The sequence below is a fragment of the Paenibacillus sp. FSL R5-0345 genome (assembly GCF_000758585.1).
GTDB lineage: Bacteria > Bacillota > Bacilli > Paenibacillales > Paenibacillaceae > Paenibacillus_AQ.
Map to the genome: position 1 here is coordinate 6346446 of NZ_CP009281.1, position 16379 is coordinate 6362824.

The window sequence follows — 16379 nt, forward strand, 5'->3', positions numbered from 1 at the left end:
ATGTATCCGAATTAAGAGATTCATCTTTCGGATCAGCGGACGGACACCCTCATTTATAAAAAAACCGTCAGTTCCTATCCATAAGAGATAAGGTTCTGACGGTTTTTTGATTACGTGTTTATACCTGTTTGGCAGCTGCATAAGGAGTAGGCTTAGGCAAATCTTCCTCTACATCCTGACCATGCAGACGTACACTCATTACCAGTCCAATGCTGGCCATGTTGATAAGCAGGGATGTACCCCCAAAGCTAATGAACGGCAACGTGATACCTGTCAACGGCATCAAGCCAATAAACGCACCGATATTCTCAAAAATCTGATACAACATCATCGCGACAATACCGACGATCAGAAACGGACCCGCTCGATCTCTGGATTCCAGCGCGATCAGAATCATTCGGTGTATCAGGATAAAATATAGTAGCAGCACAAACGCAGAACCCACGAATCCAAATTCCTCGGCAATCTGCACAAAGATGGAGTCCGAATACGTATAAGGCACTCGATCCGTCTGAACAGAACTGCCGTTCATATAGCCCTCGCCACTCATCCCACCTGAGGCAATCGCCAGTTTGGCGTTTTTAGTATGATAAAGAGCTTTCGCTGTTGCTTTATCCGGAACAAGCCAGGGGTCGAAACGTTCGATCCAGTGTGAGCGGCCAATATCTGTGAGGAACGTTTTAATTTCATCATGATAATGGATGTAACTCATAATGCCGGCAATCGCAGAACTCGCTACAATTACTAGCCCGATTAAGGCATGAGTGTACTTAATGTTACCAATCCATAACAGACCTGCAAGAATCACAATGTAAGACAAGGCATTCCCAAGGTCATTCTGTGTAAGGACAATAAGGAACGGAAATAAGGTCAATAGACCCAGCGGCACAACATCCCGCCAAAATAAGAGCTTACTCTTATTCTTTCGGACGAGCATAGCTGCCAGGAATAGAATTAATATCAGCTTAAATAGCTCGGCAGGTTGAAGACTCAGTCCACCAGGGAGGGACAACCAGCCTTGGGCATTATTCTTGGTTTCTCCCAAAAAGCTTACGAGGACCAGAATACCTATCCCAAACAAATAAATATATAACGCGTATTTCACTAAAATTCTGTAATCTAAAAAGGTCATTCCAATAAAAGCAATAAAGCCAATTGCATAATACATCATCATACGGATATGATGTCCGTCCAGCTTTTCTCTTCCATGTGTCACACTATATATGGCGAAGATGCTGACAGTCATGAGCAATAACAGAACGACTACGATAGCACCATCAATCTTCTTAATCTTCTGAAGCACGTTCTGCCTCCCTACTCTAAATCTGGGCTTTCTTTTATAGTTCTCTAAGAAGTCCGGTTAAATTCTATTGTAAAGGAAGTCGGATTAAAAATACAATTTCACTACCCGAGCACCAGAACTCCCCTGCATAGCATGCAGAATTATCGTGCTATACCAAGCACATGACGCGGAATTCCAGCCAGATCATTAATGGTGATGATCTCTTTCCAATGGCCGGCCGCGACAAGCAGTTCGGCCACTTGCTCGGCTTGTCCGAAGCCGAGTTCAAAGCCAATCAGGCGCGGCGGTGCCGGGAGCAGCGACAGCTGCTCCATCATCCGGCGGTACGGGTCCAGCCCGTCCGCCCCGCCATCCAGCGCAGTGCGCGGCTCATGGTCGCGCACCTCACGCTGCAGCCCGGCGATATCCTCGCCGGGAATGTACGGCGGGTTGGAGACGAGAATATCCGTCTCCATCCCCGCGAACGGCTCGAGCAGATCGCCGAGCCGAAAGTCCACGGCTGTGCCGGAGCGCATCGCATTGCGCTTCGCCACAGCCAAGGCCGCCGGCGAAATATCGCCGGCGCAGACCCGCCACGCCGGCGCTTCCGCCGCCAGCGTGACGGAGATCGCTCCGCTGCCGGCGCCGATGTCGACGGCGGTCAGCGGCCGTGCGGCGCGTCCACTTTCCGCGTCGCCCGCACGATCTTGCGCTGCCGTTAACGAAGCAGCGCCTTCTTCTTGCGCCGCTTCACCCAGCGCAACCATACCATCCGGCCACAGCTCCGCGCCGTACCGCAAAATCGCCTCGACCAGTAACTCCGTCTCTGGCCGCGGGATCAGAACATCAGGCGTCACTTCAAAGGGACGCCCGTAAAACTCTTGCTCGCCGATAATATACTGCACCGGCTCCCCCATACTCCGGCGGGTAACTCCCGCCTCCCACGCTTCTTTAACCGCAGCTGGAAAAGGATCCGCCAGCACCATGTAATACGCTGCTCCGGACAAGCCAAGCACATGCTCAAGTAGCAATTGCGCACTGCGCTGCGGTTCATTACAACCGCTCTGGCTCAAAAAAGAAGAAGCCTCCGCAAAGGCTTCCCGGATGCTTTTCACTTCCGACATGACAAATACGCCATCGTTCAAAGCATTATTATCCATTGTCCATACTATCCATCAAATCAGCTTGTTCAGCAATTGAAAGAGCCGAAATAATTTCAGTGATTTCTCCGTTCATAACCTGCTCCAAACGGTGTAGTGTCAAGCCAATGCGATGATCTGTAACCCGGCTCTGCGGGAAGTTATACGTCCGGATACGCTCACTTCGATCACCCGTACCTACTTTGCTCTTCCGTTCACCAGCATACTTCGCTTCTTCTTCCTGTCGTTTCATATCAGAGATACGGGCACGAAGCACTTGTAGTGCTTTTTCCTTATTGGAGTTCTGTGACTTACCATCCTGACAAGTAGCAACAATGCCCGTAGGTACATGAGTTACACGTACTGCAGACTTGGTCGTATTTACAGACTGTCCGCCTGCACCACTTGAACAGAAGGTATCCACACGAATGTCTTTATCATGGATTTCAATTTCAAATGCTTCAGCTTCCGGCATCACCGATACTGTAGAAGTAGAGGTATGAATACGTCCACCGGATTCAGTTGCTGGGATACGCTGTACGCGATGCGCACCACTTTCGTATTTCAGCTTGCTGTATGCACCACGGCCGTTAATAAGGAAGATGACCTCTTTAAATCCACCAAGGTCACTCGCGTTGACATCCATTAACTCCACACGCCAGCCTTGTGAATCTGCAAACCGGGTGTACATCCGGTAAAGGTCGGAAGCGAATAATGCCGCTTCATCTCCACCCGCCGCACCACGAATTTCGACGATTACGTTCTTATCATCATTCGGGTCTTTAGGCAGCAGCAATACACGGATTTGCTCTTCCAGCTCTACCTGACGTTTGGAAAGGTCGTCAATTTCCATCTTGACCATTTCCTTCATCTCATCATCAAGCTTTTCGCCTTGCATTTGTTTAGCGGCTTCAAGCTCTTCCATTACGTTCTTATATTCAGTATACGCCTCAAAAGCAGGCTGTAGGTCTGATTGTTCTTTGGAATAATCCCTCAGTTTCTTACTGTCGTTTGCAACATCCGGATCACAAAGCAGTTCACTGAGCTTCTCATAGCGGTCCGCCAGGGATTGCAATCGGTCCAACAAGGGAATTCACCTCTCCTAGTTCAATTTCAAATTCGCAAATAAAGCGATTAAAACATATGTCATAAAAATAGATATACGACTTTATATTATACCAAAGATATTGTGAAATGGCTACAGTTCTGTACGCGTAAATGCCATAATAAATGACTTATATTTAAAAAAAAGGACCATCCCAGCAGTAGATACCCCTACCGACTGAGATGACCCTCATATCCTTAGTACGCTTCAGTCCTCTTAAACGTTGAAACGGAAATGCATAACGTCGCCGTCTTGCACCAAATATTCTTTACCTTCAAGACGCAATTGACCACGTTCTTTCGCACCATTCATAGAGCCTGCTGCCACAAGATCTGCGTAAGCCACTACCTCAGCACGGATAAATCCACGTTCAAAATCTGTGTGAATTACACCAGCAGCGCCGGGCGCTTTAGTTCCCTTACGAATGGTCCATGCACGAACTTCCTGAACGCCTGCTGTGAAATACGTATACAAGCCTAGCAGCTTGTAAGCCGCTTTGATCAAACGGTTCAAACCAGATTCTTCTAGCCCAAGTTCTTCTAGGAACATCGCTTTATCTTCGCCCTCAAGCTCGGCAATTTCAGCTTCTACTTTAGCACTGATCGGAACAACTTCAGCACCTTCAGTTGCTGCAAATTCACGCACTTGCTGCACATAAGGATTATCCTCTGCACTTGCTACTTCTTCTTCACTTACATTCGCTGCATACAGCACTGGCTTCAATGTTAACAAATGAAGATCACGGATAATAAGCTTCTCGTCATCGGACAATTCTATACTACGTGCAGGTTTATCTTCGTAGAGCACTTCTTTGACGCGTTCAAGCAGTTCAACTTCTTGGGCGTATTTCTTGTCGCCGCCTTTGATGTTCTTACGGGAACGCTCAATCCGCTTCTCAATGCTCTCAATGTCAGCAAGGATCAGTTCCAAATTAATGGTCTGAATGTCGCTGATCGGATTTACTTTTCCATCCACGTGGGTAACGTTCTCATCTTCAAAACAACGAACGACATGAACGATAGCGTCTACTTCGCGGATATGAGCTAGGAACTTGTTGCCTAGTCCTTCACCTTTACTCGCACCGCGCACAAGACCAGCGATATCAACAAATTCAAAAGCAGTAGGTACAGTCTTGTTAGGTTGTACCAGCTCAGTCAGTTTATCAAGACGTTCGTCCGGAACTTCAACGACACCAACGTTAGGGTCAATCGTGCAAAAAGGGTAGTTTGCGGATTCTGCTCCCGCTTGCGTTATTGCATTAAACAATGTGGATTTTCCTACGTTAGGAAGACCGACGATTCCCGCTTTCAAAGCCATTTATATGACAACTCCTATTTTCAGCTAAATTGATCATCCGAATAAGTAATACGATCTAAACCATTATATATTAGAACATATTCTCCAGCAACACCGGATGTCTTGCAGATGTGTCAATCCAGCCTTATCCAAGCGCACCCATTCATTGGGAAGCCGCAAGTTCCAATACCTTTTTAATCGCCGGCTGATCCAATAGAGGTTTAGAGGTATCGGGATCAACCTCTACATCAGGGACCGTCTTCACTTCCTCGTTGCAGCTTCCATCAGAGTTAAGGCCCATCTGGAGGGAAAACCTAAATACATAACCACTATTCGGCAATGCAGCTACTAGCGGATCTGTCCCCAGACCGTCACCCCCTGTTTTCCCGCCTACAACCATAGCAAATCCGGTACCTTTGGCGAATGCGGCGAATCCTTCCGCGGACGAATATACAGAGCTATCTACCAGCAAATAGATTTCCCCCTTGAATCCCACAGATTGATAAGGGGTTACAATATCAACATTTTTGTTATAGTTCCTAAACATTGTTGTCGCTTCTGGCGGTATATTTGGCATCTGTTCGTCTTTAATATTGGCAATAGGTAGTAACCCTTCTGTCAGCCGGCGTGCCTGCATAAAGGCCTCGGAATAATCGCCTCCTCTATAAAGAGAATATGTATTATAAGTAATAGGTTTATTAATCAGTAGAGGAACCATATTATTGCGCCAGTAACTACTGTTTCCTCCGCCATTTCCGCGGATATCTAGAATTAGTGTCTTATAATCTTTAACTTCTATCAAAAAATCACGTATCTCAGAACTATCCATCTCCATGAGATTGCCAGCAAAGCTTCGCGTACCTAGATACGCTATTTGATCTGGCTCTATAATGACTTTCTTAACATTTCCGGAAGTCATTCCTGTCTTACTTCCCGCCTCACCACTATTCACATTGTTATTGCTTTCTTTAGGGCTTTGCTGTTGTTCCGTTAAAGGCTTCTGGTTGTAACGGACCAATACGTTAGACTGCTGAAACACGTTAACCCAAGGCTCTGAACCTAATCCTGCTCGAATATAACTTTCTAGAAACCATGGATATTCTTCCTTAGATAAAAAATTCGTATGCCCATTATTTAACCCGCTAAGTACGAATCTCATTCGTCTAAAAAACTCATCATCTGTCTTCACTGCTGCAACTTTATTGCGGTACTCCTCTTTGTTCGCAAGCCAATCCTCGCCGTATAGACGCTTATTTACCTCTAGGAATGGGTAGTTCTCCTCAATAATCTTCCACATATAATCAAAATCCTCTAATCTTTGTTCCACTGTCAATGGAGACACTGCTGCTTCTGGCAGTTCTTCCACTACCTTTGAAGAGACTACCGGCGCAACCGGACTTGCCTGAACTTGCTCCGACTCCAATTGCTTTTTCCCTGGCAAATCCCCACGGTTGCAACTAACCAGTAACAGTATTGCAGCTACAGAAAAAGCCGCTGGTAATACAAACCTTGGTCTCACCTTAATCCCCCTTCTAACACTCTTCTATAATCCATTTTCAGGAATTTATTTAATAATCATATTTTTCTATTAATCCTAATTCAAATATATTTATCACAATTATTTACATCAAATTTTAGGGCAACAAAAAAAGACCTCCTTCGAGGTCTCCATGAATAACATTATAGATCTTTAGACATCGTAATGTCGGTTACGGTATATCCCATTTTTTTGTACAGCTCAAATGCACGATTGTTCTGACCGAAGACATGTAACCCGATTTTGGTGACGTTCATCTCACGGGCTTCCTCATCAAGTGCGATCATAGCCTGCTTGCCATAACCTTTGCTCTGATACGGTTCAAAAATGTAGAAATCATAAATGAAAGCCTCTCGACCACCGCGGCCTTCGCTTACATTAAACCAAATATATCCAACCTGAGTATCACTACTTATCTCTACTATAGAATATAGATAAGCACCATCTGTGTTCAACCCTTTGGGCAGAGACTGTGAAATGGCTTCCTCAGATAGCTTCATCGCGATTTCAGGATCCCAAGCACCGGCTTTAATCTTATCTTCCGCATAGTCACGAGTAGCTTGACCTAAGAAAAATTGAAAAGCGGATTCATCCATATGGACCAGTTTAATCATTATCTTTTTCACTTCCTCACTTCTATATTTATTACATCCTTCTATTTACGTATTAAACGGGAAGTCCCACGTAAAGTTGCTAAATCGGGAGCACCGATGCCGAACATCGCTATCTTAAGTTCCAGCTCCACTTGAGCTAGTGCAGCTTCGAGCGCCTCTTCAGAATCTACTGCCGGTCCTAACAGATTACGTCCAAAGCCTGCTAAATCAGCACCGAGGGCTAATGCCTTCGCCGCATCCACTCCATGCTTCAAGCCGCCGCTGCCAATCAAAGCCCCCTTCGGGGAGACAGCACGTACCTCTGCAATGCAATCTGCGGTTGGAGTACCCCAGTCCGCGAAGGCTTCAGCCGCTGCGCGCCGTATAGGATCTACACTGCGGAACTTCTCCACTTGACTCCAGGATGTTCCGCCTGCACCCGCCACATCAACAAAGGCTACCCCTGCATTATAAAGACGCCCTGCTGTATCACCGTCAATACCCCAGCCGACTTCTTTTACACCTACAGGAACCTCAAGTGCACGACATACTTTTTCTATCTGAGATAACAAGGACGCAAAACCAGTATTCCCTTCCGGTTGGAAGACCTCTTGAAGACCATTAAGATGCAAAACAAGAAAATCCGCACCGGCAATATCCACAGCTCGGCGACATTCCTCCACTCCGAAGCCATAAGATAACTGTACAGCGCCAATATTAGCAATAACCGGAATATCAGGCGCTTTATCCCGTACATAAAAGGTTTCGGTTAGCTCAGAGCGCTCCACCGCTGCTCGCACAGAACCAACACCCAGCGCCCACCCGCGACGCTGCGCTGCCTCTGCCAGCCGAGCATTAATAGCTCCAGTTGCTTTACTGCCACCTGTCATCGAGCTGATCAACAGCGGTGTTCGCAGCTCACGTTCCAGGAACGTAGTCTGCAATGATATATCATCGAAATTCAGCTCTGGAAGAGCATTATGCCGAAATCGGTAATGTTCAAACCCCGTAGTCACACCGACGCCACCGACTTCTTCATTTAGACAAAGACGTACATGTTCTATTTTGCGTTCACCTGTCCTTGATGCAGGCATTAAAGACTTGTCTGAACCTTCTACAGTCGGTAGGTCATTGCCATGATCCGCGCCAGACTGCCTATTCGCATCATATGGTACGGCCTCTTCTGGCGTATGATTCATGCTCCGTTCCTCCTAATCCTAAACTGCACTTATTATAACATATCCCTTCAGTTGAATTTACAATATGAGGTTAGCGATTAAAATTCACATCTCTATTATTCTACAGATCAGCTTCTACGCATGATTAGCAATATGCTCACCGACTAACCTTCCCGATAACGAAACGATCGGTGTGCCACCGCCTGGGTGCGTGGTTCCCCCTACATACCAGAGACCCTTAACATCGCTTGAACGGTTGCTTGGTCTGAAGAAGGTCTGTTCTACCGAGTTCGAGGAAATCCCATAGATCGCACCCTTATGCGCCAGTGTGTCCTCTGCGATATTTTGTGGTGTATAATGCTGGAGCACAGCTCCCTGATCCAAACCTGTAATTCCATGGCCCTCAAGCACCGAGAGTACTCTTTTACCATAGGAAGCAGTCTCTGTCCGCCAATCACAGGCCTCATTCATATAAGGTGCATTAGCTAAAATAAACAGATTACTGCCTCCTTCAGGAGCCATACCTGACTCTGAATATCCAGAATGGCACACATAAACAGCTGGCTGCTTGGCAGGGATTTTGCGTTCAAAAATATCTATGAATTCTGTCTCATACTGTTCAGGGAAAAATACGGTGTGATGTAATAAAGCTTCATATTTACGGGGAACGCCTGCAAGTGTTACATAACCCGATAAGGAGGGCTCATAAGCAGCAATTTTGCGATCACTCATGGAAGGACGGCTGTTCTCCTCGACAAGCATACGGTTAACACTGAGCACATCGCCTCCGGCAATGACCGTCTTTGCCGGATAGAAGCCATGTGTTGTATCCACACCTTTGGCTACTCCATTTACCACGGAAATATTCGTAACCTCAATCCCATTCATGATGCGAACGCCTAAGCCTTCTGCCAGTGCAGTAAGACCTTCGACCAGCTTGTAAGTTCCGCCCCGCACACCATAAACTCCTTCTACACTTTCCACATATCCAAGCATGGCGAAAATAGCTGGTGAACGAAACGGGGAAGATCCGACGTAGGTAGCATAACGACCTAACATTGCTAAGGTATGAGGATGGCTAAAGTATTTCAGCAGCAATGATTGCAGACTTAAAAAAGGCCTTACCCGAAGCAAATCCCGTAAGAGAGGAAGTGACATTTTATCTCGCCAAGACAATAGCAATTTATTTAGGAACTGCTTTTCACTGAGATGGTAGAGCACAGCAGCTTCAGCCATAAAATCATCATAACGAAGCGCATCACTTGAACTGTATTTAGCAATCTGAGCCTTCATAAACGCTTGGTCGCGCGAGAAATCCACTATAGTTCCATCAGCAAAAATATTGCGTGTACGTGGCTCCAGCTCATAAATTTCAACCTAATCCTCCATGGAGGCACCAGCAAGCTCATAAAGTGAGCGGAATACATGAGGCATTGTTATCGTGCTCGGGCCTCTGTCAAAGGTATAGCCTTCAATCTGAATCCGCTGCAGCTTACCACCAGGGTTCTGTTGGCGTTCCAGCACCGTCACATCCCAGCCTTTTGAGGCTAAGGTTACAGCACAGGACAGTCCACCGAATCCCGCACCGATGATTACTGCCTTTGATTTCATAAGTAACGTCTTCCTTTCCATTCATAGCCTTGACCCGAACGACTGCCCCACCAAGAACTAATTGCAATGACTGCCAAGCAGAGGATACTTACAGAAATCAGCAAGCATAACCATACTGATTGTCTGGCAGACGCATCACTAATCCGCTTAATAGCAATGCCTAACAGACTAGCCGACAACGCCCATGATGCCTCAGCAGCCTGACCTGTCACACTGAAGAAAATAAACGCCGCTAAAGGAAATACATATAACAACGTATACAAACTTAACATTCCCAGTAGAATAACAGAGCGGCGACCCAATCCAGCATAAATATTTTTACGGTAGCCATTCCATACCTCGCTGGCATTATGATACATTCTCATTTCTGCATAGTCCGTAATATCGGCGAGTGTAACCTGATCTCCAGCCTTCTTGACTGCACGGGCTAAGGCCATATCATCTACGAGATCAGATCGAATCGCCGCATGTCCACCACAGCGTATATAACTATTCCTGTGAACTAGCATGAATCCTCCATGCGCTGCTACGAATCGTGGATCGCGGGATGTGCGGACAAGGAGTATTGGCAAATGACAAATGATCGTGAAGGTCATTAAAGGTACCACAAGCTTTTCTAGCCAAGTACCTGTTTGCTGATAAGCAAATCCCGTGATGAGACCCTCTTCTTGAGCATCAGCCATGGCAAGAGCGTTCTCCAAAGCTTCAGGCTTCAGCCGAATATCTGCATCAAGATACAGCAGCCACTCACCAGAGGCTGCCTTCATTAACTGATTGCAGGCATAAGACTTGCCTAACCAGCCAATTGGCAACTCTCTTCCGGCCATAACCTTAACACGCTCATCTCCTGTAGCTCTGGCAATCCTGCCTGTTTCGTCACTTGATCGATCATCCAGAACAATAATTTCCAAGTCCCAACCCGTAATTCTGCAGGCCAACACGGAAGCAAGGCAATCTCCTATATTGTCAGCCTCGTCACGGGCCGGTATCAGTACAGACACACATCGATTACATTCTTCCGTAGAAGAAATCTTACTCCCCTTAGTGATATGTTTCGACTTCGATATTCCAAGCTTCGGTAGCTGGGCTGTATTCCACAGTGCAAACAAATATTGAAGAAGGAGGCATCCAATAATGATCTGCAGAAAGACAATCATCCTCTACCCCGCAGTCGCACAACATCAAACCATTCATTAATAGATCTACCTTGCTTCATGAGTGGAGTAAAGGCCCCCTGAATATAACCCCCGTTATTAACCATCATCAAACGGTGATGATCCAATTGCTCTCTAAGCACGTCCTGCAGCTCCTTTGTGATACAGTTGCGATCCATAGCAGGCCACGGATGAGATATAGCATTGCCCGCCAACAACGTCGCCTCCGGTTTGGAATGCCGGAACAAGCCATGATAAAGCGTGACAGGTACAACAAGTGCTTCTGGACATAATCGAAGTACTAGCCCTACCCCTGCCTGCAACTTTAATGGACGGTGCTCCAGCGGCCGAATTTCCCCTTCTGGATATATCCATATATTCCCTCGTTTATGTAGTAACCTAGCCGTATAACGGAGCGAAGCACTGATATCACTGGTGTTATGCCGATTAATGGAATAGGCACCGAGCTTGCGAAAGAAAGCGTATTTCCGCAGCTGCTCTTCCTCCATCATGAAAAAGTGCTCTCCACTAGTCATGGTTCTCGCTGCGTGGTAAGCCAGTAATCCATCCCACCAAGAACTATGATTCATAATATATAGAATAGGTCTGTCTCCCGCAGATTTTGGCTGCAATTGTCCAGCGACCCCAACATAACGGAAATGTCTCTGAATCAAATAAAGCCGATTGTAATGATAGAACAGCTTATCAAACCCTTTGTGTTTGACGGCTTCCAACATAACGCAAGCTCCCTTCAGCAAGTAACGCCCCTAGCACAGCAATAACTCCACAGAGCAGCAAGCCTTCACGCAGACCAATGGTTCCAAATAAAACTAATATGGCTTGATATAAACGGGTCCCGTTACGAGCAGACAAACTAGTACTCTTAACATTATTTAGCGTTAGGGATAAGATCATCCCTACGATGAACCATCCGACGAAATTGCTCCAAGGCACACCATAGAATCCTCCACTGCTACCCCAATGCCAGAAGCCTCTAGCATGAGCAACGGGGTCCAATACGAGGTCCAGCAGTACAGTCCAAAACCCAATCTGAAGTGCTTTTGCCAGCCGTAATTGTAATCCCCTAAGTCCGAAATCGTAACTAATTAAAGTAGCATTGTATATCACGGCAATCCAAGCAAAGCCTAAGGTAATAGGTACCCCATATAGCAGCGGACCTAAAATATCAGAGTAATCATAAGTACCAAACAGCTTTCCAGAATGAACGCCAATCCACTCAACGGACATACCTAAGGTCCAGATAAGAATAGCCGAGACCCATATAGTAGGCTTGCACTTTCTTATGACTGACTGGTCAGACATTATTGGCTGCTTCAACCCCTTGTAAATTAAATCTGCAGAATAAGCAGCATAAAAAATAAGAAATAGACCATTCGAAAATTGTAAACTTTCAGGAATGCCAAGCCATATTAACAACAGCGCTCCAATAAAATACCATACCCAGAATACTATTCGGATCATTTAGTACACCGCCGTTCTGCCCTTGCCTCCCAAACTTGGGGCATAACGCATAGCGGTACGATGGAACATACGAAGCTTAGCCTCATCACTCACATAGGCACGCCTGCGAAATACATCGTAATTGCCTGCGGCTACATCATCGAGAATACCTGCATAAAAGGCGGCGGCCAATTCTACTGCCATCCCACTCTCTGGGGGATAAGTATCCACATTATTAAGCCCCTTCTCAAACCACAGCAGTGCCTCTCTTCTAAGATCCTGCAATACAGCTACAAAACACTCATTAACCACTCCGTCTTCCAGCTCTTGCTGGCTGTACCCGTTCTTTCTCATGATTTCCAAAGGTATATACCTTCTTCCACGCTCTAGATCTTCACCCACATCACGGATAATATTTACGATCTGCATACCAATACCAAGAGCGATCCCTGCTTCCTGCGCTTCATCGCCTCTGTCCTCTCTCAATACAGGGAGCAGCATCTCTCCTACGGTACCTGCTACGAGATAACAATAAGATAGAAGCTCTTCCAGCGTCTCATAATGAGTGAAGGAAAGATCGCTTACCTGACCTTCCATTTGTAGCAGAAACGGCTGTTTATCCAAATGAGGAAAATGATGCAGCAACCAACGTAGTGCAGGCCAGATGAAATGCCCCTCTGCTTGCTCTAAGTTTCGGAAATGATTTCGGAGCTCATGAATCGTATAAGGTGATTTCTCCGGCTCATCTACACTGTCGTCTATTAGGCGGCAAAAGGCATAGATTACATGCACCGCCTCTCGTCGCGGACTAGGCAAGCCATCAAATGCCCTGTAAAACGAAGAAGAACCCTTTCTGATCATTTCCTCACATTTCTGTAATACTTGTTCATTCATGTATGTTCATCTCCTTCATCAGTTCATGAACTGCCAATTTAGCGCCCTGCATAACAATAGGAACGCCGCCGCCAGGATGCACAGATGCACCAGCAGCATATAAACCTTCAATATTATAGGGCTTAGACTGAGGTCGAAACACACCGGATTGTGACAGCACGGGTGCGATCCCAAAGCTTCCACCGCCGAACAAACCTTCCTTGGCAGCATCAGCCGGTGTACGAATTTTTCGCCAGACAGTATGAGCAGCAAGCCCAGGAAAACCACGCTCTTCGGCGTCTGCCAGGACTTGTGAAGCCAAGGGCTCTGCAGCCGTATTCCAATCTATCTCTTCACCGGCAGGTACTGGGACGAGAAAATAAAGTACACTTTCTCCTTCAGGAGCCGCCGTATCATCGAGCATCACTGGATTGAACACATAATAGGAAGGTTTATCAGGGATGCTCTTGCGATCAAATAAATCACGCAAGCTCTTATTCAAGGAATCAGGAAGAAAAAACTGGTGTGTCAGCGACTCCTCCCATTGCTTGGATACTCCTACATAGATGAGCAGACAACCTGATGAAGGCATGAAATCTTTACGGTACTCTCTCCCTTTAACTTCAGGTAAAAGATTGGACAAGTGTGGAAAATCACCGTTATAGAGCACAGCATCGTAAGCTATCTCTTGTCCACGAACAACAACTCCGTGGCATCTGCCACCATCCACCAGCAGTGACTCTACTTCCGTACCTGTGTGCATGCACACTCCGCGTCTTTCTAGCTCTCGTGCAATGATTCGAGGCAGCTCCCCATATCCTCCCTTCAGCATCCAGACTCCAAAGGCATGCTCTGCATAAGGAAGCATTGTATAAAGACCCGGAGTGCGGAAAGGCGCTCCACCAATGTATAGACTCTGTAGTGAGAAGGCATCCTTCAACTCATCACTGCGAAAATACTGCCCAACTGCGGCCCTAAGATTCTTATAGGCGCGTAAACGAACCATTAGCCTCAAATTCTTTACGCTGAAGAAATCCCTGCGAGTCTTGAAGCCCCGTTCCAGAAAAGAAGCTTTCCCTAAGGGATACAGACCCGACATCTCTTTCATAAATCTAATGAATCCTTGCCCTTCACCGGGAAAACACCTCTCGATCTCAGCTGCCTGCGCCTCTATTCCATTCACTTTGGTCAAGGTACGTCCACTCTTAAAATGAACACGGTAGAGAGGATCGCACCGTAGCAACTCCAGACTCTCCGGTGGTAGGCCGCCCTCTTCCAGAATGCTCAGCAGCATCTCCGGTAGTAGTACAATTGTTGGTCCTTGATCGATCCGGTAACGGCCATTCTCTTCAAAAGCCACACGTCCACCAACCCGAGGTGCACGTTCATACATCGTAACCTCCTGCCCACGCTTGCTTAGCAGAAGTGCTGCTGTAAGACCGCCTATGCCGCTGCCCACAATAGCAACCCGACTCATAATGAAGCTCCCGTTCCGGCGAATCCTGTGGATACGACCTTAGATCTAGCTGCACGGTCTTGCTCCTTCAGCAGAGCCACACTAATTTTCGCCGATTCAAATATCGTCGGAAGACCACTTCCGGGATGAGTTCCTCCGCCAACCAACCAAATTCCCTTCACCTCTTCAAAGGTGTTATGAGGCCGCATATACATCATCTGCCCGAGATTATGAGCCAAATTAAACGTTGCACCGTTATATACATCCAGCTTGTTCCGCCAATCCAGTGGCGAGAAGAACAAACTCTCCTCTATTCTCTGAGGCAAATTCTCTAGACCTGGAATACGCTGCAGACGCTCCATCATATCTTGCTTGACCAGTTCACCCTCCTGCTCCCAATTAATATCAGCCGTCAGGTTGGGCACTGGCATCAGCACGTAAAGAGAAGATTTGCCTGCTGGGGCCAACGTGGGATCTAGCACCGAGGGATTATGAACGTATATCGATGCGTCCGCGGAAAGCTTGCCAAGCCGTGTGAGCTCATCTACATTGAGCCGATAATCGTCAGCGAAATGAACGGAGTGATGAGCCAATTCAACAGCTCCGTCTACTCCCAAATAGAGCATGGCTGTAGAACAGGAGTACCGCTTACGCGATATTTTATCTGGTGAATAACGCTTTAGAATACCAGGCTCGAATAACTGTGTCATAGCTGAACCAAAATCAGCTCCCAGCACCACATAATCGGCCTCTACTTTCTCTCCATTCTCCAGCAATAAACCACACGCCTGCCCGTTCTGTACCAAGACTCGCTTTACTCCGCAAGAAGTATGTACAATTCCACTGTACTCCGAAATAATCTTTGCCATTGCCGTTAGCACACGGTTAATTCCACCAATGGGATGATACAGTCCATATCGGTGCTCCATAAAAGAAAGAATCGTAAAGGTACCCGGACATTCCCACGGCGACATCCCCAAATATTTAGCCTGAAATGCAAAAGCAAACCTCAGACGTTCATCATCAAAATATTTGGAAAGTCTGTTATATACAGTGTCGGTTGCATGCAGTTTGGGCAGTGCATGTAGGACATCCTTTTTGACATAGTCCCCTACAGATTGAAAAGGCCGTTGCAGCAGCGGAATTACCCGTTCCAGCTTATCTTGTTCCTCAGCCATGAATCGTTTATATCCACTACCGTTTCCGGGGAACAACTTCTCTATCTCTTCGGCGGTCCACTCTTGATCCGTAGAAGGGGTAAATACGGTCTCTCCAAAATGAAGCGAATAAAGCGGGTCAAGCTCTTTCAAATTCACATAATCTTTCAGGGATCGTCCCGCGGTAGCAAATAACTCTTCGAGCAAATGCGGCATCATTAAAAATGTAGCTCCACGATCAAATCGGTAATCACCTAGACGAAGTTCACCTGAACGACCTCCAACAACCTCCTGCTTCTCATAAACTGCGACATCATAGCCGTCAGCAGCTAGGAGCATAGCAGCAGCAAGCCCTCCCGGACCTCCTCCAACCACCGCAACCCTAGCTGTGTTTCTTCTGCTCATACGTTCCCTCCTTCACAGCATTATATGTTAATTAAACATTATACAAAAATCATACAAACACTATACAAATATCATACAGTGTTTATACAGCTATGTAAATAACTCTGTAGGATCCCTCCTTTTTCAATAAAA

General features: G+C 46.6%; 15 protein-coding genes. All 15 read right to left on the minus strand.

Annotated elements, in window-relative coordinates; translation table 11 throughout:
* Positions 1–118 precede the first annotated feature (118 nt).
* On the minus strand, positions 119–1303 hold the full coding sequence (locus R50345_RS28080) for an FtsW/RodA/SpoVE family cell cycle protein (RefSeq protein WP_042131382.1): 1185 nt from the start codon (positions 1301–1303) through the stop codon (positions 119–121).
* A 140-nt stretch (positions 1304–1443) separates the two neighbouring features.
* Positions 1444–2442, minus strand: a complete 999-nt coding sequence (gene prmC, locus R50345_RS28085) for a peptide chain release factor N(5)-glutamine methyltransferase (RefSeq protein ID WP_042131383.1) — start codon at positions 2440–2442, stop codon at positions 1444–1446.
* Complete coding sequence (prfA, locus tag R50345_RS28090) at positions 2435–3508, minus strand: peptide chain release factor 1 (protein WP_042131385.1); 1074 nt, start codon at positions 3506–3508, stop codon at positions 2435–2437. Before prfA ends, prmC begins: the two co-directional genes overlap by 8 nt.
* Positions 3509–3742: 234 nt before the next feature.
* Entirely contained in the window at positions 3743–4843 is a 1101-nt protein-coding gene (gene ychF / locus R50345_RS28095) for a redox-regulated ATPase YchF (RefSeq protein ID WP_042131387.1), read from the minus strand.
* 142 nt (positions 4844–4985) lie between these two features.
* Positions 4986–6341 (minus strand): S41 family peptidase, encoded by a 1356-nt coding sequence (locus R50345_RS28100; RefSeq protein ID WP_052414763.1) that lies wholly within the window; start codon positions 6339–6341, stop codon positions 4986–4988.
* Positions 6342–6502: 161 nt separating this feature from the next.
* A complete protein-coding gene (locus tag R50345_RS28105; protein ID WP_076119026.1) occupies positions 6503–6973 on the minus strand; it encodes a GNAT family N-acetyltransferase in 471 nt (156 codons plus the stop codon).
* Between the two features lie 41 nt (positions 6974–7014).
* Positions 7015–8046, minus strand: a complete 1032-nt coding sequence (gene fni / locus R50345_RS28110; RefSeq protein WP_042132542.1) for a type 2 isopentenyl-diphosphate Delta-isomerase — start codon at positions 8044–8046, stop codon at positions 7015–7017.
* Between the two features lie 219 nt (positions 8047–8265).
* Positions 8266–9501 (minus strand): phytoene desaturase family protein, encoded by a 1236-nt coding sequence (locus tag R50345_RS28115; RefSeq protein WP_331281377.1) that lies wholly within the window; start codon positions 9499–9501, stop codon positions 8266–8268.
* Between the two features lie 6 nt (positions 9502–9507).
* Complete coding sequence (locus R50345_RS32365) at positions 9508–9741, minus strand: phytoene desaturase family protein (RefSeq protein ID WP_331281345.1); 234 nt, start codon at positions 9739–9741, stop codon at positions 9508–9510.
* Positions 9738–10898: a glycosyltransferase family 2 protein gene (locus R50345_RS28120; protein ID WP_042131388.1), complete on the minus strand. Its 1161-nt coding sequence runs from the start codon at positions 10896–10898 to the stop codon at positions 9738–9740. Before R50345_RS28120 ends, R50345_RS32365 begins: the two co-directional genes overlap by 4 nt.
* Complete coding sequence (locus tag R50345_RS28125; RefSeq protein ID WP_042131389.1) at positions 10895–11632, minus strand: lysophospholipid acyltransferase family protein; 738 nt, start codon at positions 11630–11632, stop codon at positions 10895–10897. The genes R50345_RS28120 and R50345_RS28125 overlap by 4 nt, the downstream gene beginning before the upstream one ends.
* Complete coding sequence (locus R50345_RS28130) at positions 11601–12377, minus strand: carotenoid biosynthesis protein (RefSeq protein ID WP_042131390.1); 777 nt, start codon at positions 12375–12377, stop codon at positions 11601–11603. Before R50345_RS28130 ends, R50345_RS28125 begins: the two co-directional genes overlap by 32 nt.
* Positions 12378–13250 (minus strand): phytoene/squalene synthase family protein, encoded by an 873-nt coding sequence (locus R50345_RS28135; protein WP_042131391.1) that lies wholly within the window; start codon positions 13248–13250, stop codon positions 12378–12380.
* A complete protein-coding gene (locus R50345_RS28140) occupies positions 13243–14706 on the minus strand; it encodes a phytoene desaturase family protein (protein WP_042131392.1) in 1464 nt (487 codons plus the stop codon). Before R50345_RS28140 ends, R50345_RS28135 begins: the two co-directional genes overlap by 8 nt.
* On the minus strand, positions 14703–16247 hold the full coding sequence (locus tag R50345_RS28145; RefSeq protein ID WP_042131393.1) for a phytoene desaturase family protein: 1545 nt from the start codon (positions 16245–16247) through the stop codon (positions 14703–14705). Before R50345_RS28145 ends, R50345_RS28140 begins: the two co-directional genes overlap by 4 nt.
* Positions 16248–16379: the final 132 nt, after the last annotated feature.

Bases quoted from the DNA above. Each gene is read 5' to 3' on its own strand.
- prmC (WP_042131383.1), bottom strand. From the start codon at position 2,442: ATGGATAATAATGCTTTGAACGATGGCGTATTTGTCATGTCGGAAGTG.
- ychF (WP_042131387.1), bottom strand. From the start codon at position 4,843: ATGGCTTTGAAAGCGGGAATCGTCGGTCTTCCTAACGTAGGAAAATCC.
- R50345_RS28105 (WP_076119026.1), bottom strand. From the start codon at position 6,973: ATGATTAAACTGGTCCATATGGATGAATCCGCTTTTCAATTTTTCTTA.
- fni (WP_042132542.1), bottom strand. From the start codon at position 8,046: ATGCCTGCATCAAGGACAGGTGAACGCAAAATAGAACATGTACGTCTT.
- R50345_RS32365 (WP_331281345.1), bottom strand. From the start codon at position 9,741: ATGAAATCAAAGGCAGTAATCATCGGTGCGGGATTCGGTGGACTGTCC.
- R50345_RS28120 (WP_042131388.1), bottom strand. From the start codon at position 10,898: ATGATTGTCTTTCTGCAGATCATTATTGGATGCCTCCTTCTTCAATAT.
- R50345_RS28125 (WP_042131389.1), bottom strand. From the start codon at position 11,632: ATGTTGGAAGCCGTCAAACACAAAGGGTTTGATAAGCTGTTCTATCAT.
- R50345_RS28130 (WP_042131390.1), bottom strand. From the start codon at position 12,377: ATGATCCGAATAGTATTCTGGGTATGGTATTTTATTGGAGCGCTGTTG.
- R50345_RS28135 (WP_042131391.1), bottom strand. From the start codon at position 13,250: ATGAATGAACAAGTATTACAGAAATGTGAGGAAATGATCAGAAAGGGT.
- R50345_RS28140 (WP_042131392.1), bottom strand. From the start codon at position 14,706: ATGAGTCGGGTTGCTATTGTGGGCAGCGGCATAGGCGGTCTTACAGCA.
- R50345_RS28145 (WP_042131393.1), bottom strand. From the start codon at position 16,247: ATGAGCAGAAGAAACACAGCTAGGGTTGCGGTGGTTGGAGGAGGTCCG.